The organism is Actinoplanes sp. NPDC026619, from assembly GCF_040638295.1.
In the GTDB taxonomy this organism is placed as follows: domain Bacteria; phylum Actinomycetota; class Actinomycetes; order Mycobacteriales; family Micromonosporaceae; genus Actinoplanes.
The window spans coordinates 22,690-44,175 of the sequence record NZ_JBEZYA010000040.1; the positions used below are offsets into that span (position 1 = coordinate 22,690).

Genomic DNA, 21,486 nt, shown 5'->3' on the forward strand with positions numbered 1-21,486 from the left:
GGATCCCGGATCGCATTTACTGTCGCTGCTGGGATCCGGCCCGGCGCCTCAGCGGAAAGCGTCGATGTTGCGTGTCGCCCAGGCGCGGAACGGTCGGGGTGAGCGGCCCAGAACCTCGGCCACGTCGGGGCTGATCCGTTGCTCCCGTTCGGTCGGCGCGCCGATGATCGCCAGCGTGCCCTCGACCGCCGGTGGCGGCATGAACCGCAGCATCTGTTCGCGGGCCTCGTCCGGTGTCTGCCCGGCGAAGCCGATCGGCTCGCCCAGCGCGGCGGCGAGATCGGCGACCCGTTCGCGCGGCGTGCTCAGGGCCGGGCCGGTCAGCTCGTAGGTGCGGCCGTCGTGCGCGGTGTCGCGGAGCGCGGCGGCGGCGACCTCGGCGATGTCGTCCGGGTCGACCACGGGCAGGCCGACGTCGCCGAACGGTGCGGCCACCCTCCGCTCGGCCCGGATCGGCTCGGCCCAGGCGAAGGCGTTGGAGGCGAAGCCGCCGGGACGCAGGACCGTCCAGCCGAGGCCGGACCGGCGCACCAGGTCCTCGATGGCCTGCAGCGGCGCGTGCGATCCCGCTCCTGGGCGCGTGCCGACCGCCTGCGAGGACTGCAGCACGATGCGCTTCACGCCGGCGGCCGTGACGACCCGCAGGATCTCGGCCATGTCGAGGTTCGCCCCGGCGCCCTCCACCAGCAGGAACAGCGCTTCGGCTCCGGTGAGCGCCGGACGCAGGCTCGCCGGCTGCGTGAGGTCCGCGCGGTGGACGTGGACCGTGTGGGGGACGACGACTGGCCGTTGCCCACGGGACACGGCCGTCACCGCGGCACCCGACGCCGCGAGGATCGACGTCAGCGTGCGGCCGACGTTCCCGGTTGCTCCTACCACGACAAACATGCCTGTATCTCCCGTTCGCCCGCGTCGTTCGCGCCGGCTGGAGGAGACGTTAGTAGCGTCGATATAGTAGGTACCTAGAGGATAGTAATGGGACTGTGACGGAGGGCACGTGGAGCGGTCGGCCGATTCCGAGCTGGCGTGCCCGGTCACGCCGGTCGTCGACATCGTGTTCAGCCGATGGACCACGCCCATCCTGTGGGCCCTTCATGAGTACGGCCGTCAGCGCTTCGTCGAGCTGGAGCGGCGGCTGACCAGTATCACGCCGAAAGTGCTCACCCAGCGGCTTCGCCAGCTCGAACGGGACGGGCTCGTCTCACGCACCTATCACGCCGAGGTGCCGCCCCGGGTGGAATACGAGATCACCGAGCTCGGCGCCAGCCTCGGCCCGCTCTTCGCTAACCTGACCACCTGGGCCGACACCAACCTCAGCGCGGTGGAGCGGGCACGGCAGGCCTACGACGCGGGGCGTTGACTCCTCGATCGGGCGACGCGGCGCAGGACGTACATATAAGCCGGGGGCACCACCAGGATCGTGGCGAAACCAACCAGGTCCGGGTGCGCGAAGCGGGTCAGCTGCGCGATGAGCGCCGTGCGGGCGCCCGCCGCCAGCAGGCCTGGGGGCGCCTCGCCCCAGAGCCGGACGTCCTGCAGCCGGCTCATGACCGCGGGGACCACGATCGACGGCGTCCTCCGGGCGGTTGTCGCGCAGCCCCGGCCGCCGAGACGCCTCGGGCCGTAGGAACAGTCCGCCGAGGGCGGCGAGCAGAGCCGGTCCGATGAGGACTGTGCCCAGGAAGTATGCGTACAGGGCGCCGGGGTCGTCGCGGACGAATTCGGGCGACTCCTGCGGGGCGATGCCGGCAAGCGGGACGGCCAGCAGGCCGACGACCATGGTGTACGCGAACAGCCCGGCCGCCGCCAGCCAGCCGGCCCGCATGCGAGCGCCGCGGCGGATCGCGAGCGGGGCGTGCAACAGCGCGCCGAGCAGCAAGGTCACGCTCGTCAGCAGGAGGACGTAGCCCTCGGTGCGCAGCGCGCCGCGCCAGGAGGCCCACCGCTCACCGCCGTCGGCGAGCGGGTGGCGTAGACGGCGACGAGGACGCCGGCCGCGAGCGTGATCACGCATGCGACGCCACGGCCGTCGGCCATCGCTCGGTCGCCGGGCGTCCTGGGCGGCTTGTACTCGCGCGGGAGTTCGCGCGGGCGACCACACCATCGTGCTGCTGCAGCTGCACGCGGTCGAGCACGCCGACCACTCGCTGCCGCTGGTCTTCCACCGCAGCGCCTTCGGCCTGCAGCAGCGCCACCCGTGATCGGCGCGATGTCGTGTCGCCCGTACCGGCCCGGAGCTATCGGGATAGTGTGGTCGGCATGATCGTCGTACGGCCCGTTTGATCCGTGGGCATTGATTTCGCCCCGTCGCTGAGATCGCGCCTGGGGATCGAGTGGGAGATCGCGTGCGTCGACCGGCGCAGCGGTGAGCTTGCCCCCGCGGGCCCGGAGCTGCTTGCCCGGCTCGGCTCCGCGGACGGGTTCCCGCACGTCACGAACGAGCTGCTGACCAACACCATCGAGATCGTCAGCGCGCCGCATCACCGGGCCCGGGACGCCGTCGCCGACCTCACCGGGCTCGTCGAGCGGGTGAGCGCGATCGCCGAACCGATGGGCATCGACCTCCTCTCGTCCGGAACGCACCCGTTCAGCCAGTGGTTCCAGCAGCAGGTGACGCCGGGCAAGCCGCGCTACGACACGCTCATCGACCGCACCCGCTGGTGGGGCCGGCAGATGATGATCTGGGGGGTGCACGTCCACGTCGCGGTCGAGGACCGCCGCAAGGTGCTGCCGATCATCGACGGCCTGCTCACCTATCTGCCGCACTTCCAGGCGCTCAGCGCGTCGAGCCCGTTCTGGGCGGGGGAGAACACCGGTTACGCCTCCAACCGGGCGCTGATGTTCCAGCAGCTCCCGACGGCCGGCCTGCCACCGCAGTTCACCGAGTGGGCGCAGTACGAGTCGATGGTTGCCGATCTCCAGCACATCGGCGTCATCGAGGAGTTGAACGAGCTGCGCTGGGACATCCGGCCGTCGCCGAAGTGGGGCACGATCGAGGTGCGTACGTTCGACGGCATTCCCACCGCCCGGGAGATCGGCGCGCTCGCCGCCCTGACCCAGTGCCTGGTCGAGCACTTCTCCCGGGAGCTGGACGCCGGCCGGGAGGTGCCGAGGATGCAGCCGTGGTTCGTCCGGGAGAACAAGTGGCGAGCGGCCCGGTACGGCATGGAGGCGATCATCATCCGCAACGCCGCCGGTGACGAGCGGCTCGTGACCGAGGATCTCGACGAGCTGCTGCCGGCCCTGGCCCCGATCGCGGATTCGCTCGACTGCGCGGCCGAGCTGGAGCAGTGCCGAGACATCGTCGAGCGCGGGGCGAGCTATCAGCGCCAGCTGCGGGTGGCCGGGGCCAGCCACGGAAGCCTCAAGGCGGTCGTGTCCGCGCTGGCGCGAGAACTGCACGAGGGCATCTCGACCTAGGCCCAGTCGTCCGGATAGTGGCAGGCGGCTTGCCGGCGCTCGTCGCCGGCGAGCCGCGGTTCCTGGTCGGCACAGCGGGCCCGCTGCGACTCGGGCAGCCGGGCGAAGAGGGGGCAGCGCGCCCGGAACCGGCAGCCGGTGCTCCGGACACCGGCGCCCGGCGGGTCGCCGGTCAGCAGGATCCGCTCGCGGGCCCGTTCCACCGCCGGGTCGGGCACCGGCACGGCCGACAGCAACGCCCGGGTGTACGGGTGCCGTGGCGCACCGAACACCGCGTCGACGTCGCCGGTCTCGACGATCCGCCCGAGGTACATGACGCTGACCCGGTCGGCGATCGTGGCGACCACGGCGAGATCGTGGGTGACGAACAGGTAGGCCAGGCCCAGCCGTGCCTTCAGGTCGCGCAGCAGGTTGAGGATGCCGGCCTGGACGGACACGTCGAGGGCGGACACCGGCTCGTCCAGGACGAGCAGCGCCGGCTCGACGCTCAGCGCCCGGGCGATCGCGATCCGCTGCCGCTGGCCGCCGGAGAACTCGTGCGGGAACCGCCGCGCGTGCTCCGGTTCCAGGCCGACCAGGCGGAGCACCTCGGCCACCCGGAGGCCGATCGTGGGCGGCGGCGCATGCTGGGCGCGCATCGGTTCGCCGATGATGTCGCCGACGGTCAGGCGCGGGTCGAGGCTGGCCATCGGATCCTGGAAGACCAGCTGGACGTGGCCGCGTAACGCGGCCCGCTCGGCCGGCCCGAGGGTGGCGTCCACCGGCCGGCCGAACAACGTGACCTGGCCGGCCTCGGGCGGGGTCAGGCCGAGGATCTCGTGCAGCGTCGTGGTCTTGCCGCAGCCCGACTCGCCGACCAGCGCGAGTGTCTCGCCGCGCCGGATGTGCAGGTCGACACCGTCCACCGCGAAAACGCTGCCGGTGCGGCGCTTGAAGACCTTGCCGCGGTACTGCGCGAACGTCTTCACCAGCCCGCGCACGTCCAGCACCGTCTCCCCGGCGGCCGGCTCCGCGGGCGGCGCGGTGGCGGCGATGCCGTAGATCTCGGCCGGCGTCATCGATCGGTCGGCGATCTCGGCGGAACGGCGGCAGGCGACGGCGTGACCGGCGGTGTCCTCGAGTGCCGGTTCGGCCAGGCGGCAGGCCGGTTCGACCATCGGGCAGCGGTCGGCGAAGGGGCAGCCGGTGTGCTGCCGCGGGCTCGGCGGGCGGCCCGGGATCGGCACCAGACGGCGGTCCCGGCCGGTGGCGAGGGTGGGCAGGGCGCCGATCAGGCCGAGTGTGTAGGGCATCAGCGGGCGGGCGAACAGGTCGCCGGCCGGCGCCGACTCGACCACCCGGCCGGCGTACATGACCGCGACCCGGTCGGCCATCCGGGCGATCACCCCCAGGTCGTGGCTGATCAGCACGAGCGCGGCGCCGGTCTCCCGCTGGGCGGTGCGCAGCACGTCGAGGATCTGCGCCTGGACCGTCACGTCCAGGGCGGTGGTCGGCTCGTCGGCGAGGATGAGGTCGGGATCGTTGGCGATGGCCATCGCGATCATCGCGCGCTGCCGCATGCCGCCGGAGAACTCCTCCGGGAAGGCGTCGGCGCGCACCGCCGGATCGGGGATGCCGACCAGGTCGAGCAGTTCCACCGCGCGCCGGCGGGCGGCGGCCCGGTCGATGTCGTGGTGCGCCCGGATCGCCTCGGCGATCTGGTCGCCGATCCGGTAGATCGGCGTGAACGCGGACAGCGAGTCCTGGAAGACGATGGCCGCCCGGGCGCCGCGCACCGTGGCGAGGGTCCGCCGGGACGCCCCGATCACCTCCTGGCCGGTGACGCTGATCGAGCCGGTCACGGTGGCCTCGGCCGGCAGCAGGCCGAGCGTGGCGAGGGCGGTGACCGACTTGCCCGAGCCGGACTCGCCGACGATGCCGAGCACCTCGCCGCGGCGCACGACCAGGTCGACGCCGCGCAGCACCGGCACCGGGCCGTCCGCCGACGGGAACGACACGTGCAGGTCGTGCACGGCCAGCACGACGTCGTCGGCGACCGGCGGGCGGGGCGCGGCCACGGTGCGGCCGGTCGCCCGCGCGGCCGCCCGGTTCGAGGCCGAGGTCGGGTCGATCGCGTCGCGCAGGCCGTCGCCGACGAGATTGACCGCCACCACGAAGACGACCAGCAGAATCGCCGGGAAGAAGAAGATCCAGGGGTACGTCACGGCGGACGCGGTGCCGTCGGCGATGAGGGTGCCGAGCGACACGTCCGGCGGCTGGACGCCGAACCCGAAGTAGGACAGCGACGTCTCGGTCATCACCGCGCCGCCGACCGCGATGGTGGCGTCGACGATCAGGAACGACGCGGTGCTCGGCAGGATGTGCCGGAAGACGATGGTCAGCGGCCGCACCCCCATGAACTGGGCGGCCAGCACGAACTGCCGCTGTTTGAGGGAGATCGTCAGGGTGCGCACGACCCGGGCCGAGATCATCCAGCCGAAGACCGCGAGCAGCCCGATGAACGCCACCCAGCCGCCGCTGCGCAACCGCGGCGAGATGATCGAGATGATCAGGAACGCCGGGAAGATGAGCAGCAGGTCGACGACGAACAGCAGGAGGCGTTCGAGCCGACCGCCGAAGTAGCCGGCGACCGCGCCGGCCAGCGCGGCCATCACCGTGGTGGAGACGGCCACGGCCAGCCCGATCAGCAGCGACTTCTGCAGCCCGCGCAGGGTCTGCGCGTAGACGTCCTGGCCGATGCCGTTGGTGCCCCACCAGTGCTGTGGCGACGGCGCCGCGCGCAGGGCGGTGTAGTCGATGTCGCGGTAGGACCAGTGCGTCAGATAGGGCCCGGCGAAGGCAAGCAGGAAGAGCACAACGACGACGGCCAGGCCGGTCAGCGCGCCCGGGTGGCGGGCCAGCCGGGCGGCGACGACCCGCAGCCGCCCGGTGGGAGCGCGGCGGGCGGTGTCGGCCGCTTCGGCGAGCAGCTCAACCATGGCGCACCCGCGGGTCGAGGGCGGCGTGCAGCAGGTCGGCGAGCAGCCCGGAGAGCAGCACCGTGCCGGCCGCGAACAGGTTGACCGCCACCACCGCGTTGACGTCGTTGTTGTTGATCGAGTCGATGAACCACTCGCCCATGCCGTGCCAGCCGAAGATCTTCTCGGTGAAGGTGGCGCCGGTGAGGACGCCGAGGAAGCCGAACGAGAAGAACGTCGACATCGGGATCAGCGCCGTTCGCAGGCCGTGTTTGATCAGCACCCGGCGGCGGGACAGGCCCTTGGCCTCGGCGGTGCGCAGGTAGTCGGCGCCGAGCACGTCGAGCATGGCGCTGCGCTGATAGCGGCTGTACGAGGCGAGCGTGGCCAGCCCGATGGACAGCGTCGGGAGCAACAGGTGGACGGCCCGGTCGGCGAACACCGCCCCGAACGGTTCGGTGAGCCCCGGGGTCCCCTCGCCGGTGAACGAGATGAGTTGCCGCCCGGTGCCCTGGTTGAGGGCGAGCGCGCCGATCTTCAGCAGCAGCGCGAGCAGGAACGTCGGCGTGGACAGCAGCACGAACGCGATCAGGGTCATGGCCCGGTCGGACAGCCGGTACTGCCGGACCGCGCTCCACATGCCGATCAGCACGCCGAGGCCGGTGCCGATCGCCGTGCCCAGCACCAGCAGCCGCAGGCTGACCCCGATCCGCCGGCCGAACTCGTCGTCGATCGGGCCGCCCCGGATGCTGCGGCCGAGATCGCCCCGGACGGCGTGCGCGGCCCAGTGCCCGAAGCGGACGAGGACGGGTTGCGACGGGTCGAGCCCGATGGTGGCGAGCTGGGCGTCGACCTGCGCCGCCGGCGGAGGCGGTTGCCGGGCCTCGAAGTAGGCCCGCGGCGAGAGTGCGGTGGCGGCCAGCACGTACGACAGGAACGCCGCCACCAGCATGAGCCCCGTGAAGTACGCCAGCCGTCGGATCAGGTAGGCCAGCACGTGGTCAGCCAGTCGGCGGCGCCGAGGACCGGTAGCACCGACATCAACGAGCAACCGCGCAGCGCGCTGAAGACCGGTGGCACGCTGAACCTGTCGATCCAGCAGTGGATCAGCCAATACAACGTCGGGCAGGTCGACGGCACCCAGGGCGACGCGCAGGCGATCCTGGCGATGACCCAGCCACGGCTGTGGTTCCTGGACGAGAGCGCGAAACCGTCACCCAACCCGGACGTGCTGGCCGCGGCCGCGGTGACCGGCACGAATCCGCAGGTGGTGACGTACAAGCTGAACCCCGCCGCGATCTGGTCCGATCAGACGCCGATCACCTGGCAGGACTTCGCCACCCAGTGGAAGACCCGCAACGGCGCCGACAAACGCTTCCAGATCTCCGGCAGCACCGGCTACGACGTCATCGCGAATGTCGAGAAGGGCGCCGACGAACGCGAGGTCAAGGTCACCTTCCGGGAGCCGTACGCCGATTGGCAGTCGCTCTTCGATCCGCTGTTGCCGGGCACCGCGCTGGACACGCCGGCAGAGTTCAACACCGGGTGGATCGAGAAGGTGCCGGTCTGGGGCGGCCCGTGGAAGATCGGGACGGCCGACAAGACGGCGCAGACCATCACGCTCGTCCCCAACCCCGGCTACTGGGGCGTCAAGCCGGTGCTCGACTCGGTGGTGTTCCGGGCGCTGGACTCGGCGGCGATCACCGACGCGTACCTCAACAGCGAGATCGACCAGGCACCCGGCCGGCAGCCGGACGACTACAAGCGGCTCGCCGGAGCGGCCCGCACCAAGATTCGCAGTGGCGGCCGCTGGGACCTCACCGTCCTGACCCTGGGTAGCAAGGGCCCACTCGCCGACGTGCGGGTGCGTCAGGCGATCGGCGCCGCGATCGACCGCGACGCGATCGCCAAGGCGCAGTCCTCCGGGCTCCCGTTCGCCGTGCACACCGTCGGCAACCACTTCCTCATGCCGAGCCAGGACGGCTACGCCGACAACGCCGCCGAGTACGGCAAACTCGATCTCGCCCGCGCCAAGTCACTGCTGGAACAGGCCGGCTACGCCGGGAAACCACTGAAGCTGACGTACGTCGTGAGCGCCAGCAGCACCTCGACCGTCCCGCAGCTGATCCAGAACATGCTGGCCCAGGCCGGCATCACGATCGAGCTGCGCAAGGTGCCCGGCAACGACTTCTTCGAGAAGTACGTCAACACCGGCTCGTTCGACCTGGTCTCGTTCCGCAACGTCGACCAGGTCTTCCCGTCGCTGTCCTACCCGGTCTTCCTCAGCAACGGCGAGCAGAACTACGGCCGGATCGGCTCGCCCGAGATCGACAAGCTGATCGGCCAGGCCGCCGCCGAGACCGACCACCCCAAGCAGATCCCCCTGCTCAACCAGATCGACGTGCTGCTCTGGCAGGAGGAGCACTCGATCGCGCTGTTCCAGACACCGCAGATCCTGGCGGTGCGCGACGGCCTGGCCAACTTCGGCGCGTTCGGCCTGCGTGACGACCGGCAGTACGTCGAGGTCGGCTACCTCAAGTAGCCGCTCGACATCGCCGGCTAACCGGCGCCCCCTTCCGAGGGGGCGCCGGCCCGCCGGGCGAAGTCGTCGATGTCCGGCATGTGCCGTTCGGCCCACTCACGCAGGGCGGCCAGCGGCTCGTCGAGCGAGCGGCCCAGATCGGTGAGCCGGTAATACACCCGTGGTGGGGTGGCGGGCTCCACCCGCCGGCCGGCCAGACCGTCGGCGGTCAGCGAGCGCAGGGTCTGGGCCAGCATCTTGTGCGAGATGCCGGGGACACGGCGCCGGAGCTCGGCGAAACCCAGCTCGGCCGGCTCGGCCTCGGCCAGCACCTTCACGATCATCGCGACCCACTTGCCGCCGACCCGGTCGAGCAGCCGCCGGGTGGGGCAGGCCGGATCGAAGAGATCGCCCCGTCGGGCAGGCACCACGGGGTTACCACCTTTCGGCGAAGTGCGTTCTTCCGGCCGACTCTAGTCTTTCCTACGGTGATCAGGTAACTGATGGTTACCACCCCGGGAGTGACATGCGCGTCGCCGCCAACGGCATCGAGATCAACGCGACGGTCGCCGGTGCGGGCCCGGCGATCCTGCTGCTGCACGGGTTTCCGCACACCTGGCAGGTCTGGTCCGCGGTCATCCCCGAGCTGGCCCGCACCCGGCGGGTGATCGCGCCGGACCTGCGCGGCCTCGGCGGCACCACGCGGGCATCCGGCGGGTACGACGCGGGCACGCTCGCGGAGGACGCCCGGGCGCTGCTCGACGCCCTGGACGTCCCCGCTGCCGAGGTGGTGGCCCTCGACCTGGGGGTGCCGCCGGCGGTGCTGCTGGCGTTGCGTCATCCGGAGCGGGTGTCGCGGCTGGTGGTGATGGAGGCGGTGCTCGGCGGCGCCGAGGGCTTCACGCCGCCGTGGTGGTTCGGCTTCCACCACGTCCCCGGCCTGGCCGAGAACGTCCTGATCGGTCACGAGGGCGAATACCTCGATTTCTTCCTGCGGGCCGGCACGTTCGACGGGTCGGGCGTCCCGAGTGATATTCGGGATGCGTTCGTCACGGCGTACACCGGCCGGGAAACCTGCGCTGCGCCTTCGCGCACTATCGCGCGATGAGCGTGACCGCCGGCCAGATCGCGTCGGAGGCGCCTCGGCGCCTGCTGATGCCGGTGACGGCGATCGGCGCCCGGCCGGTCGGCGACGCGTTGTACCGGCAGTTGTGGCCGATCGCCGACGATCTCGAGGGGCATCTCATTCCCGAGTGCGGCCACATCGTGCCGCTGGATCGCCCGCGGGCGTTGCTCGCGCACCTGTAGGCCCGGCCGGGAGTTCCCGGGCCGGGCCGCTGGTCGGGGCAGGTCAGCTCGAGAGGGAGGCGGTGTAGACGGTAGGTCAGGAGAGCAGGTCGAGGCAGTCGTAGGAGACGCCGGGGCTGAGGTAGCCGTCGCCGGCGGAGCCGCTGATGATGTTCAGCTTCAGCTGGTTCCACTGGGTGACGTCGGTCTGGAAGGCGCTGGCCGGGATCGAATAGGTGAAGGTGGTGTTCCACTCGCGGTAGGTGCCGACGGTCAGGTTGCGGGTCTTGGCGCTGGCCGGGGCGGCGGGCGCGGCCGAGGTCCAGCTGTTCACGCTGACCTGCGGGCGGCCGCTGATGTAGCTGGCGGTGATCCCGATCCGCAGACTGTGCGCGGCGGCGGCCTGCGCGGCGGTGAGCTTGAAGTAGACGATCAGGCCGTTGTTGATGTCGTTCCACTGGTAGCACGGGAAGTCGGCCGCCACCGACGTGCCGACGATGAAGTTCTCGGTCCAGGCGGCCGCGCGGGCGTCCGAGGGGTGGGCGTAGGTCATCAGGGTGGCGTTCTTGAAGCCGCCGGGCGTGCCGTTCCAGCTGCCGATGCGCCAGATCGCGGCGGCACTTTCCGGGTCGTTGGTGATCGTGATGGTGTTCAGCGCAGTGACGCCGCCGGCGGTGACCGTGACCGAGCCGGCCCAGACGGCCAGTTCGCTCTTGTAGATGGTCATCGTGTAGACGCCGGGAAGCATCCCGGGGCAGCTGAAGTAGCCGGTGGTCGCGTCGGCTCCGGCCCAGTACTGCGCGGCGGTGCTGGCGAAGCCGACGGTGTACGGGTTGGAGCTGTCCCGCCCGTTGATGCCGACGCCGGTCACCCGGCCGCGCCCGGCGGCGCCGGTCCAGCCCTGCAGGCCCAGCGAGTCGACCCAGGTGGTGTCGCGGTTGCGGGCGTAGAGCGAGGTGGCCGGCGCGCCGCCGTCGGTGAACGACAGGACGTACGGGCCGTGCAGGCCCCATCGCTGCGCCTCGGTCTGGGCCATGCCGTACCAGACGATCTCGTAGAGGTCCGGCGAGCCGGTGCTGCCGGTGCGCAGCAGCGAGCGGTAGAACGGGCCGCCCGAGGCCTTCTCGTGGTTGCTGCGGACCATGAACACCCCGACGGTCTTCGCGCTGTTGGTGGCGCCGATGTAGTCGTAGTCCTTGACGCGTACGCCGGAATAGTGCTTTGCGTGGGTGGTGCCGTCGGGCTCTTTGAAGATGTCCGCGGACTCGATGGTGCTGACCGAAGCGTCCCAGGCGTCGCCGCCGGTGAAGTTCAGCAGGCCGGGCTTGAGGCGCACGATGAACCGCTGCATGGTCGTCGAGCCGGCGTCCTTGTAGGAGAACAGGTAGATGTTGTTCTCCCCGGCGCGGGCCACGTAGTAGTGCACCAGCGTGCCGTGCACGACTTTGATCACGATGACCGACGAGGTGGCCTTGATCGTCACCGCCGAGGCGCCCAGGCCGATCTCGACCTGCGAGTTCTTGCCGTTGTAGCCCTGGTACTCGACGCCGCGGTAAACCAGCGAGACGAGGTCGCCGTTGCTGTGGTTGACCTTGAAGACCAGGTTCGCGCCGGTGTTCACCACGTAGTTGGTGCCGTCGTCGGTGTAACTGGCCGCCGAGGCGGCGTGCGCGTCGGGCGCGAACGACTCGATCAGCCCGGCGGCGCCGATGACCAGCCCACCGATGCCGCCGGTTTTGATCAGCCGGCGGCGGCTCAGGTGGTGCGGACGTGGCGGGGGTTCGGGGGACAGGGACATGCGGACACTCCTTCGGACGCGACCCACTACGAACTTGTTGATGCCGAAGGCGTCCGCCGACAACAGAAAACGGCGCCTCCTCTCGGGTGACTGCCAGGCGTGGGACCCGGGCCGGCGCGATCCGGTGCCCTAGCCTGCTGCCATGCCGGGCCAGCGTCGCGTTCGATCGTCCGCGCGCCGGGTCTGGTTCGCCGTCGGCTGCTTCCTGGTCGCGGTGGTCGCGTTCGCCTCGCTGCTGGCCCAGGCCGGCGACGTCCTGCAGACCGCCGACTCGCTCGCCAGCGTCGCGTCCGGTCTGATCGGTGCGGCGTCGCTGGTGCTCTCGGTGGTGCTGCTCCGCGGACGGCCGCCGGAGGCGCCGGAAGACGCCCTGGACGCCGCGGCCGCGGCGCTGCGCGCGGGCGTGCGCCGGGACTGGACCGCGGAGCTGCTGGCGCGCCGGCTGCGGCAGCCGGCGCCGCTGCGGCTCACCTGGCGCCTGACCGGCCGCCCGGCGGCGGTGACCCGTCCGGCTGTCCGGGACGGACGCCTCCTGATCGATCCGTCCGGGCGTGAGCCGGCCGGCGAGCTGGTGCGGCAGTTCCGCCGGCTCAGGACGCCGCAGCTGGTGATCCGGGGCGAGCCGGGCTCGGGCAAGAGCACGGTCGCGGCGCTGTTCCTGGTGGCGGCGCTGGCCGAGCACGACCGGGTGCCGGTGCTGTTGCCGCTGGCCGGCTGGCGGCCCGACCTGCAGCCGCTGGCCGCGTGGGCGGCGGAGTGGATCGAGGAGAGCTACCCGGAGCTGGCCAATCCGGCGAAGTACGGCCCGGACGCGCCGCGCGAGCTGCTCGCCCAGGACCGTGTCCTGCTGATCCTGGACGGGATGGACGAGATGGCGCCGTCGCTCGCCGCCCCGGCCGTCCGGCAGCTGAGCGGCGTGGCGACGGCCACGGTGATCACCTGCCGCAGCGGCGACTACGACAAGATCGTGCAGGAGGTGGGCCGGCTGCCGATGGCGGCCGAGGTGACCATCGAGCCGGTCGGCGTCGACGACGCCGTGGCCTTCCTGGCCGGCGGTGAGGACCCCGCGGACGCCGTGCGCTGGGACGGCGTCGCCACCGTCCTGCGGGCCGATCACCAGGGGCCGCTCGCCCGGGCCCTGTCCACGCCGCTGATGATCGCGCTGGCGCGGGCGGCGTTCCAGCCGCGGCGGACCTCGCCGGACGAGCTGCTGGCGCTCGACTCCCGGGAGGCGGTCGAGCGGCATCTGCTCGACCGGTTCCTGGCCGGCGCCTATCCGGACCGCCGGTCGGAACGCCACCTGGCCACCCTCGCCCGGCACCTGCGGCACCGGCTGTTCAGTCCCAACCTCACCTGGTGGGCGCTGTCCACCGCGGTGCCGTCCGCGGTGCTCATGCTGCTGGTCGCCACCGTGGTGGCCGCCGGTGGCGCGCTCTCCTGCGCGGTGCTGCGGCCGTTCGCCGGCGGTGTGCGGGTCAACGTCGAAATGGGTCTGATGCTGTCCCTGGCGGTCGGCGTCGTGGCGGCTCTGGGCGCGGCCCGGGGAACGCGCACCCGGCCCGGCGGCGGCCGGCTCGCCCGGACCCTGCTGATGCCGGCCACCATGATCCGGGACGTCTGCGCGGCGGCCGCCACCCTGACGGCCGCCGGCTTCGTGATCGACCTGGCCGACGACGGCGTCCGCTGGAACGCGCTCACCTATCAGAACACCGCGCTGGTGGCGGCCGGCATCGCCGCGGCGTTCAGCCTGGTCAACAACGTGCTCGGTGGCTGGCGCGGGTCGCTGCCGGCCCAGCCGTCGTGGCGGCTGTCCCGGCTGCCCGTCGCGCTGCTGCGCGGGGTGGGCACGGGCCTGGCCTACGGTCTGCCGCTCGGCCTGGTCATCGGCCTGGTCATCGGCCTGCGCGACTACGACCCGGCCGACCCGATCGCGGAGTGGGCCGGGGTGCTGGCGGCCGGGCTCACCCCGGCCCTGCTGGTTGCGCTCGCGATCACGGCGGCGCTGGCCCTGCCGATCGGGATCGGCCGGTGGCTGGCCACGCCACTGGACGACCAGGTGCCGGTGAGCCCGCGGTCGGCGCTGCGCACCGACCGCGTCATCGCTCTGCTCGTCGCGGTGAGCGCCGCGGTCTCGGCGGGCGCGGGCGCGGCGGCCTTCGTGCTGTACGCGCCGGGCCTGCTCCGGGTCGGCGAGCACAGCTCGGGCCGGTGGGACGGGCCGGCCTGGCTGGCGTTCGCCGCGTTCGCCGCGGTGCTGTTCGGCGGTGGCTCGCCGTCGGTGGCGTACGCGCTGGCCGGCGGCTGGCTCGCGGCCTGGGGTCGGTTGCCGTGGAACATCGTCGGGTTCCTGGAGGACGCACACGCGACGCGACAGATCCTGCGGCAGGTCGGCCCGGTCTACCAGTTCCGGCACGACCGCCTCGAGGAGCACCTCGCCGGCCCGGCCCCGGCCGGTCGCCGGCTGCGGCCCGAGGCGCGCACGTTCGGCGACGCGGCCGAGCGGCAGCATTCCGAGCGGGTGCGGGCGATGGTGGCCAACGAGACGACCGGCTATGTCACGGTGATCATCGTGATCGTCGTGGCCGGGCTGGTCCTGCTCGGCGGGCAGCCGTTCGGGGAGGACGTGTTAAACGATCGTCTGGACCGGCGCAGCGAACTGGCCGCTCAGCTGCTGCTGCGAGCCGACCGGCTGGCGGAGGACCGGTCGGCGGACGCGTGGCGGTTGCGGATCGCGGCCGCCGAGATCGACCCGGACAGCAGCTCGCGTGCGGAGCTCGCCACGTTCCTGCGGATGCGTGCGACGTCGCCCGCCGTCGCCTGGGCCCGTGTCGGGGACAGCGCTGAGGTGGGCCGGTGGCGGGTCGTGCTGCGGCCCGACCACGTCGCGGTGGCTTGGGACCTGTCCTCGGCCGACCGGCGGCCCCGCGTGCTGGCCACCGGCGTCACCGAGATCGCCGGCGGCAGCGACACCTTCGTGGTCCTGCGCTCGCGGGCCGGCCTCCAGGTGTGGCGGCTCACCGGCACGCCGGAGCGGGTGGACGTGCGGCTGCCCGACGGCAGCCTCGCCGCGGTGGGCAACCGGTGGCTGGCCATGCACGGCGCCGACGGCACCGGCCGGCTGTGGGACCTCACCCGGCCCGCGGCCGCCATCTCGCTCGGGCCCGGGGTCCGGACGATCTCGTTCGATCCGGACGAGAACTGGGTGCTGAGCAGAACCGAGGCGGGCCGGATGTCGGTCTGGGACCTGCGCGGCCCGCTCGACGCGCCGGCGGGTGCGATGAGCGGCCCGTTCTTCGGCGGCATCGTCGGCGCGCGTGGTGACTGGCTCCTGGCCGGCGACGATTTCTTCGGCGAGTTCACGGCCCTGCGACCCGCGGACTCGGCCACCCGCGACTTCGACCTGAGGCAGCGCTGCACCACGTCCTCCGAGGGGCAGTGCGTTGTCCGGCTGGTCGGCCAGAACCACCTGTTGCGATTCGACGGCCGCCGGATGGATCTGGTCGACCTGGAGCACCCGGACGAGGTGACCACCCTCGTGGCCGATGTCGCCGCGGCCCATTTCGGACCCGATTACCAGGCCGCGCTCGTCGTCACCACGGACGGCCGGGCGCACCTGGTCGACCTCACCGGTGCGGCGCCGGTGGTGCGTGATGCCGGCACCGGCGTGGACCCGTTGCGCTCCTGGATCACCGGCCGGTGGGCCATGGTCAACCGGTCGAACGGCACCGGCCGGCTGTGGAGCATCGACCGCGGGATCCGTGCCGTCGCCGATGGGCCCGCGTACAACCTGCACTACTACTACAGCCCTCGCCAGTTCGTCGGATCCGCCGGCGTCTCCGGCGACGAGGCCTGGGCGTTCGTGGACGCCGTCGGCGGGTCGCCCTACCTGTGGCACCTGGGCACCGACCGGCCGGTGCCACTGCGGCTCTCCGTGCCCGACGGCGGCGACTGGACCGGCGCCTTCGGCGACGGAGCCGCGGTCGCGGCGGTGCCTGGCGGCGAATCGATGATGTGGCGGCTGACCAACGCCGGGCAGATCTCCGAGACGGTACGGCTGGGCCCGGCCATCTCCGCCGTCGAGCTGGGCGGCAGCGGCAGCAGCTGGGGCCTGTTCTGGCACGGCACGCCGGACGACCGCTCCGTCTACACGAAGACGCCGCAGCCGCTTCTCACCAGCTGGCCGATCGGCCGGCCGCCGGTCGCCGAGGCGGCCGACCCGTGGCGCGAGGCATGCGACCGGGCCGGCCCGCCGCTGACCCGGGCCCGCTGGATCGACCTGGTGCCCACCGTGCCGTACCGCAAGATCTGCCAGGAGCGGGGCGCCGCCTGAGACGCACCGCCCGATGGCCGCGACCGCGCGATGACCGGCGTTCGGCTCGACTCGCCGGACGGCCGCACGGCGCCACTCGTACCAGCCCCAGACCAGGTCGGGATCCGCACGGAACGCATCCGGCGTGGCGAGCTGCCGGGCGTCGAATTGCGCCCAGAGACCGGTCAGCGCGTCGCGAAAGGTGGGAATGCCGCTCTCGGCGGAATACCTGCGCCGGTGAAGACCACCACCCGTTCGGCAGCTGCGAGCATCGCCGCGGCCTCGTCCATGCCTGTCATGCGGCGAGTCTGGCAGCGCGCCGAACCGGGCCGCCACGCAATTCCCCGGTCGCGCTCCTTCGAGGCGCATCGGCGCCGGCCCGAGGCCTTCCTGCCGCTGCGATTCACGCGCCCCGCACCGCGGCCGGTGTTCTGTAATACTCCGAGCCGTGTTCCTCTACCACCCCGCCCTGCGTGTCCTCGCCGCCGTCGCCGCGTTCGCGCTCGTCGCCGTGTTCTTGCTGGTCACCGTGTTGAGGGCGGCGTCGAATGGGCCGCAGGGGTCGCTGACGTTCGCCTACCACCAGCACAACGGGTCCGGCCGGATGGATCAGACTTTGGAGATCCTCAACGCCGGTTCGTCGGCCGTGGTTCCGAGGTTGGAAATCGTGCCCGTCGACAGTTCCGGCGCGGCGGTGGCGGGCGTCCATGTGAGCACGGCCTACGGAAGCGACGAGGGCCGGCTGCTCGCTGCGGCTCAGACGATCTCCCTCGACGTTCTCGCCTTCACCGGTGGCGACGCGCCGAAGGTGGCGGATGTCCGGGTGACCGTCCTCGCCTCGGCCACGGTGGAGTTCCCGGTCGCGCCGCAGGAAGTGGTGGTGCAGGCGGTCGACGCCGCCGGGGAGCCGACGTCGAAGTACGGGCCGTTCTGGTCGGTCGAGCTCACCAACCCCAACCCGAAGAAGGTGACGGCCGGGGTGGTCTGCATCCTCTGGGACCAGCCGCCGGCCGGCCAGTCGCAACAGGCCCGCATCGTCATCCCGGTCGGCGTCACCACGATCGCCGCGAACGCCTCCACGACGATCAGGGCCGGCGGTGCGGCGGCGGACGGCTGCGGAAGTCTCAAGGCCTATTTCACCACGCTCGACCACGCGTGACGGCCTGGCAGCCGATCCGCCGCAGACCGGACGCCCATTCTATGAATGGCCTTTCCGAAGGCTGTGCATTTCCGATCAATGCTATTTAAGAAAGCAGTAAGAATTGCCGCCCGGCCATTTCGCCGAGTCCGCAAGGTGGGCATGCTTTGCGGCGCGGAGGGCTGATAGCCGGCGGTTAAGCCGCCTTTGTTGCCGCATGTACTAGATGCTCGAAAATGCTGGCGACGACAGAGAGGCAGTCGATACATGTTGAAGAACTCGAGGGCGGTGTCCGGAGTGGTCGTGGCGACCCTCCTGGCGGCGGCGGGATGCAGCAGTGACTCGAGCAGCACCGGCACGGCTACGCCCGGCTCGTCGTCGCAGGGCGGTGGGCAGGGTGGCCCGGGCGGTGGGATGGGCAACCTGCAGACGTTCACCGCGGTCAACCTCAACACCGACGGGGCCAGCCCCGGTGGCGCGAACACTGCCGCGGTGGTGACCGCCGCGCAGGCGTTCCTGGCCACCCTGGATGACACCCTCAAGGCGAAGATCAACCTGGCCTTCACCGACAACCAGTCCCGGCAGACCTGGTCGAACTATCCGGCCAGCACGGTCGCCCGCAAGGGGGTCGCGCTCAAGGACCTCAGTGAGGCGCAGCGGGCCGCCGCCCTGGCGATGATGAAGGTGGCGCTGAGCGCCGACGGATTCCAGCAGGTGCTGAACATCCAGAAGGCCGACGACTATCTCAACAGCCTCGGCGGTCAGGGCGCCGACGGCTTCGGCAACCTGGTCGACTACTACGTGGCGGTCTACGGCGCCCCGTCGGCCACGGATCCGTTCATGCTCCAGTTCGGCGGGCATCACCTGGCTCGCAACCTGACCTACAACGGCGCCAAGGTCAGCGAGACCCCGCAGTTCGTCGGCTCGGAGCCGACCTCGTTCACCAGCGGCGGCCAGACTGTCGCGCCGGTCAAGGACGAGTCGACCGCGATGTTCGCGCTGTTCGCGTCGCTGTCCGACAGTGAGAAGTCGGCCGCGAAGCTGTCCTCGGGCACCTATGACGACCTGATGATGGGCCCGACCCACGACGACGGGGTGTACCCGGCGTCCGAGGGGCTCGCCGTCTCGGGGCTGACCGCCGCGCAGAAGAAGCTGGTGCTGGCCGCGATCACGCCGTACGTCGATGATCTGGCCGACGACGCGGCCGCGAAGCTCCTCGCCGAGTACGAGGCCGAACTCGACTCGACCAAGATCGCCTGGGCCAACAACACCGGGCCCGAGGACGAGAGCAGCTATCTGCGCATCGACGGGCCGAGCGTGTGGATCGAGTTCATCAACACCCGCAGCCGCAGCACCCCGAACATCCACTACCACTCGGTCTACCGGGACAAGACCAACGACTACGGCAGCACCAAGCCGTCATGAGGTTGGTGCTGCTGATCGCGAGCGTGCTCATCGTTCTCCTTCCGGCCTCGCCCGCGTCGGCGCATCCGATGAGCACCACCGCGATCCTGCTCGACACCGCCCCGGACCGGGTGACCGGAGTGGTCGAACTGCCGATCGACCGCCTCGAGGTGGCCCTCGCCGAGCCGCTCACCGCGACGACTGTCCTGCAGTCGGCGAAACTCGAAGAGCTGCGCCGGTACGTCCTCGCCCACACCTCGGCCGGCACCTGGACCGTCGGCCTCACCGGCGGCCGCGTGCAGAAGGTCGACAACGTCGATCACCTGGTCTTCGACATCACCCTGGTAAATGACAAGACGACGAACCTCGAGCTGACGTACGACGCCATCCTCCACAAAATCGTGTCCCACCAGGTGTTCGTGGCCGCGCGCCCGGTCGGGCAGGGTGACTACACCACGATCGGGATCCTCGACTGGCGCACGCACACCGTCACGGTCCCGGTCGCCGCCCCGGCGAGCGCCGGCACCGGCTTCGTGGCCGCACTCCGTCTGGGCGTCCGGCACATCTCCCAGGGCGCCGACCACCTGCTGTTCCTGATCATGCTGCTGCTCCCGGCGCCCCTGCTCGCCCGCCGCCGGCGCTGGGTCCCCGGCGGTGACCTGCGCCGCCAGGGCCTGCGCGTGGCGCACGTGGTGACGGCGTTCGCGGTCGGCCACTCGATCACCCTGGCGCTGGCCGCCCTCGGTTACCTCTCGGTGCCGGCCCGCCCGGTCGAGGCGCTGATCGCATTGTCCGTGCTGGTCTCGGCCGTGCACGCGATCCGCCCGCTGGTCCCCGGCGGGGAGGCCTGGATCGCCGCCGGGTTCGGTCTCATGCACGGTTTCGCCTTCGCCACCCTGATCGGCGGCCTCGGCCTGACCCAGGGCTCCCTGCTCACGAACCTGCTCGGCTTCAACCTGGGCATCGAACTCACCCAACTCATCGTGGTAGCCCTGGTAATGCCGTCACTACTGGTCCTGGCCCGCACCCGCGCCTACCCCTGGATCCGCCTCGGCCTGGCCGCCACCGGCGCGGTGCTGGCCACCGCCTGGTTCGCCGAACGCACCACCTTGATAGCCACGAACCCTCTCGACGGCGTCGCGAACCAGTTGGTCGCCCACCCGTTCGTCATCGCTGCGCTGCTGGCCGCAACCGCCGCAACCAGCGTCGCCGTCCCCCGCCTGCGAGCCACCCTGAACCCCGCAACCCCCGACCCGGCCCGCTGACTGCCGCCCGCATTTCCTTGAAGCCGGGGTCTCGTTTCGCTTTGTGGCCCCGACAGCAAGGAAACTCCGGCAGCCGGGTGCGGGGGAGTTACACGCCGTCGAACTGGTTGAGGGTCTTGTTCAGGGCGGTCAGGCTGGCTGCGCAGTCGGCCTGGCTCGGGCTGCCGGAGCGCAGCGACGTCAGCACCGCGTCGATCTCGTCGTCGAGCTGGTGCCACTTGGCCGAGTCGCGGGGTTTGAGGCCGGCCTCGGCGTCGTCCCAGCTGACCTCGAGGTCCTTGACGCGGGTCTTGCCGCCGGCCAGGTCGTTGCGGGCGACCTTCGCCTGGACGTCGGTGGTGATGACCGAGAACCTGGTCAGGTTGCCCAGCCGCGTGGTGGGGTGGATCTGCCGGGTGGCCGCCGGTTCGCTGGTCGTGATCGCGATCTGCTCCACGGCCTGGGTGCTCGTGGTGTTCTGCTGCGTCGCGCCGAGGAGCCCGCCGGTGATCGCGATGACCGCGGCGCCGGCCGCGGCCCACGTGTAGTCGCCGCGCCGGCCGCCGAGTGGTCCGTCACCCTTGCGTGACACGCCGTGCCGATTGGCCAGGAACTGCTCGCGGGCGACCAGGATCAGGATGACGCCGAAGAAGAGCAGGCTGGTCGTGCTGGCGCCGAGGTCGAGGCCGCCGAAGTCCTTTGACTGGGTGAGCAGGTCGCCGAGCGAGGCGCCGAGCGGGCGGGTCAGGACGTACGCGATCCAGAACGTCAGCACCAGGCCGGCGCCGGCGCGGCGGGCGAGCCAGGTGAGCAGGATGAGGCTCGCGAAGATGATCGTGCCGGTGCGGAAGCCCAGGCTGAGCGCCTCGGTGGCGAGGTCGCCGGCGGCGGTGCCGAGCGCGAACGTGGTGAGGATCGCGCCCCAGTAGAAGGCTTCGCGGCGGGGCGTGTCGATCGAGGCGATGGCGAGCGTGCCCTCCTGGCGGTGCCAGGCGAGGAACACGACGGCGAGGACGACCGCGAACACCCCGGTGCTCACGTAGAGGCTGACGCCCAGGGTGTCGGTGAGGAAGTCGGTGATCTGGGTGCCGACGATGCTGACCAGCACCACGCACAACCAGTAGATCCACGGGGTGTAGCGCCGGGTCCGGAACTGGATGACCAGCGCGACGGCGAGGACGGTGATCATCATGGTGTCGGTGACCACCGGGCCGAGTCCCACGTTCACGGTCAGGTAGTCGGCGAACGTCTCGCCGACGGTGGTCGACAACACCTTGATGACCCAGAAGGTGGCGGTGATCGCCGGAACCTTCGTCAGCCAGCCGCGGTACCCCATCGTGTCTCCTGCCTGTGCCGGGGCCGCGGGTTGCGGCCGACGCCGGCACCACGATGGCGAGGCGAGGCTGAA

The 21,486-nt window shown here is 71.4% G+C and carries 16 protein-coding genes and 1 pseudogene; 9 read left to right on the forward strand and 8 right to left on the reverse strand.

All coding sequences use genetic code 11. From position 1 onward, the window contains the following. Positions 1-48 precede the first annotated feature (48 nt). A complete protein-coding gene (locus AB0E90_RS46645; RefSeq protein ID WP_360419285.1) occupies positions 49-888 on the reverse strand; it encodes an NAD(P)H-binding protein in 840 nt (279 codons plus the stop codon). A gap of 109 nt (positions 889-997) precedes the next feature. Between AB0E90_RS46645 and AB0E90_RS46650 the strand changes: the two genes are divergently transcribed. Then, a complete protein-coding gene (locus AB0E90_RS46650; protein WP_360419287.1) occupies positions 998-1,360 on the forward strand; it encodes a helix-turn-helix domain-containing protein in 363 nt (120 codons plus the stop codon). Here AB0E90_RS46650 and AB0E90_RS46655 read toward each other — a convergent pair. Next, positions 1,342-1,563 (reverse strand): hypothetical protein, encoded by a 222-nt coding sequence (locus tag AB0E90_RS46655; RefSeq protein WP_360419289.1) that lies wholly within the window; start codon positions 1,561-1,563, stop codon positions 1,342-1,344. The genes AB0E90_RS46650 and AB0E90_RS46655 overlap by 19 nt on opposite strands. Positions 1,564-2,286: 723 nt before the next feature. Between AB0E90_RS46655 and AB0E90_RS46660 the strand changes: the two genes are divergently transcribed. Next, on the forward strand, positions 2,287-3,420 hold the full coding sequence (locus AB0E90_RS46660; RefSeq protein ID WP_360419291.1) for a glutamate--cysteine ligase: 1,134 nt from the start codon (positions 2,287-2,289) through the stop codon (positions 3,418-3,420). Here the strand turns inward: AB0E90_RS46660 and AB0E90_RS46665 are convergent. Further along, the gene (locus AB0E90_RS46665) at positions 3,417-6,398 is read right to left on the reverse strand and encodes a dipeptide ABC transporter ATP-binding protein (RefSeq protein ID WP_360419294.1); all 2,982 of its coding nucleotides are present in this window, start codon (positions 6,396-6,398) and stop codon (positions 3,417-3,419) included. The genes AB0E90_RS46660 and AB0E90_RS46665 overlap by 4 nt on opposite strands. Further along, positions 6,391-7,374 (reverse strand): ABC transporter permease, encoded by a 984-nt coding sequence (locus AB0E90_RS46670; RefSeq protein WP_360419297.1) that lies wholly within the window; start codon positions 7,372-7,374, stop codon positions 6,391-6,393. The genes AB0E90_RS46665 and AB0E90_RS46670 overlap by 8 nt, the downstream gene beginning before the upstream one ends. Here AB0E90_RS46670 and AB0E90_RS46675 point away from each other — a divergent pair, their 5' ends adjacent. Continuing rightward, positions 7,375-8,919 carry an ABC transporter family substrate-binding protein gene (locus AB0E90_RS46675; RefSeq protein WP_360419299.1) on the forward strand — a complete coding sequence of 515 codons (1,545 nt, stop codon included), beginning with the start codon at positions 7,375-7,377 and terminating at the stop codon, positions 8,917-8,919. A 17-nt stretch (positions 8,920-8,936) separates the two neighbouring features. Here AB0E90_RS46675 and AB0E90_RS46680 read toward each other — a convergent pair whose 3' ends face one another. Continuing rightward, positions 8,937-9,326 carry a helix-turn-helix domain-containing protein gene (locus AB0E90_RS46680; protein WP_360419301.1) on the reverse strand — a complete coding sequence of 130 codons (390 nt, stop codon included), beginning with the start codon at positions 9,324-9,326 and terminating at the stop codon, positions 8,937-8,939. Positions 9,327-9,424: 98 nt separating this feature from the next. On the opposite strand from AB0E90_RS46680, the gene AB0E90_RS46685 reads away from it, so the two are divergent. Both AB0E90_RS46685 and AB0E90_RS46690 read left to right on the forward strand, forming a co-directional pair. After that, positions 9,425-10,006 carry an alpha/beta fold hydrolase gene (locus AB0E90_RS46685; protein ID WP_360419303.1) on the forward strand — a complete coding sequence of 194 codons (582 nt, stop codon included), beginning with the start codon at positions 9,425-9,427 and terminating at the stop codon, positions 10,004-10,006. Further along, a complete protein-coding gene (locus AB0E90_RS46690) occupies positions 10,003-10,206 on the forward strand; it encodes a hypothetical protein (protein ID WP_360419304.1) in 204 nt (67 codons plus the stop codon). Before AB0E90_RS46685 ends, AB0E90_RS46690 begins: the two co-directional genes overlap by 4 nt. A 76-nt stretch (positions 10,207-10,282) precedes the next feature. Here AB0E90_RS46690 and AB0E90_RS46695 read toward each other — a convergent pair whose 3' ends face one another. Then, complete coding sequence (locus tag AB0E90_RS46695; protein WP_360419306.1) at positions 10,283-11,983, reverse strand: rhamnogalacturonan lyase B N-terminal domain-containing protein; 1,701 nt, start codon at positions 11,981-11,983, stop codon at positions 10,283-10,285. A 142-nt stretch (positions 11,984-12,125) separates the two neighbouring features. On the opposite strand from AB0E90_RS46695, the gene AB0E90_RS46700 reads away from it, so the two are divergent. Beyond that, positions 12,126-16,313, forward strand: coding sequence for an NACHT domain-containing protein (locus AB0E90_RS46700; RefSeq protein ID WP_360419308.1), 4,188 nt, complete (start codon positions 12,126-12,128; stop codon positions 16,311-16,313). 21 nt (positions 16,314-16,334) lie between these two features. Here the strand turns inward: AB0E90_RS46700 and AB0E90_RS46705 are convergent. Further along, a pseudogene (locus AB0E90_RS46705) lies at positions 16,335-16,591 on the reverse strand (Sir2 family NAD-dependent protein deacetylase); the annotation flags it as partial. 149 nt (positions 16,592-16,740) lie between these two features. On the opposite strand from AB0E90_RS46705, the gene AB0E90_RS46710 reads away from it, so the two are divergent. The 3 genes from AB0E90_RS46710 (at position 16,741) to AB0E90_RS46720 (ending at position 20,099) form a co-directional block, all read left to right on the forward strand. Then, positions 16,741-17,451: a hypothetical protein gene (locus AB0E90_RS46710; protein WP_360419310.1), complete on the forward strand. Its 711-nt coding sequence runs from the start codon at positions 16,741-16,743 to the stop codon at positions 17,449-17,451. A gap of 282 nt (positions 17,452-17,733) precedes the next feature. After that, positions 17,734-18,855, forward strand: a complete 1,122-nt coding sequence (locus AB0E90_RS46715) for a DUF3500 domain-containing protein (protein WP_360419312.1) — start codon at positions 17,734-17,736, stop codon at positions 18,853-18,855. Continuing rightward, positions 18,852-20,099, forward strand: a complete 1,248-nt coding sequence (locus AB0E90_RS46720) for a HupE/UreJ family protein (RefSeq protein WP_360419314.1) — start codon at positions 18,852-18,854, stop codon at positions 20,097-20,099. The genes AB0E90_RS46715 and AB0E90_RS46720 overlap by 4 nt, the downstream gene beginning before the upstream one ends. Before the next feature lie 88 nt (positions 20,100-20,187). On the opposite strand, the gene AB0E90_RS46725 is transcribed toward AB0E90_RS46720, so the two are convergent. After that, complete coding sequence (locus tag AB0E90_RS46725) at positions 20,188-21,414, reverse strand: hypothetical protein (protein ID WP_360419316.1); 1,227 nt, start codon at positions 21,412-21,414, stop codon at positions 20,188-20,190. Positions 21,415-21,486: the final 72 nt, after the last annotated feature.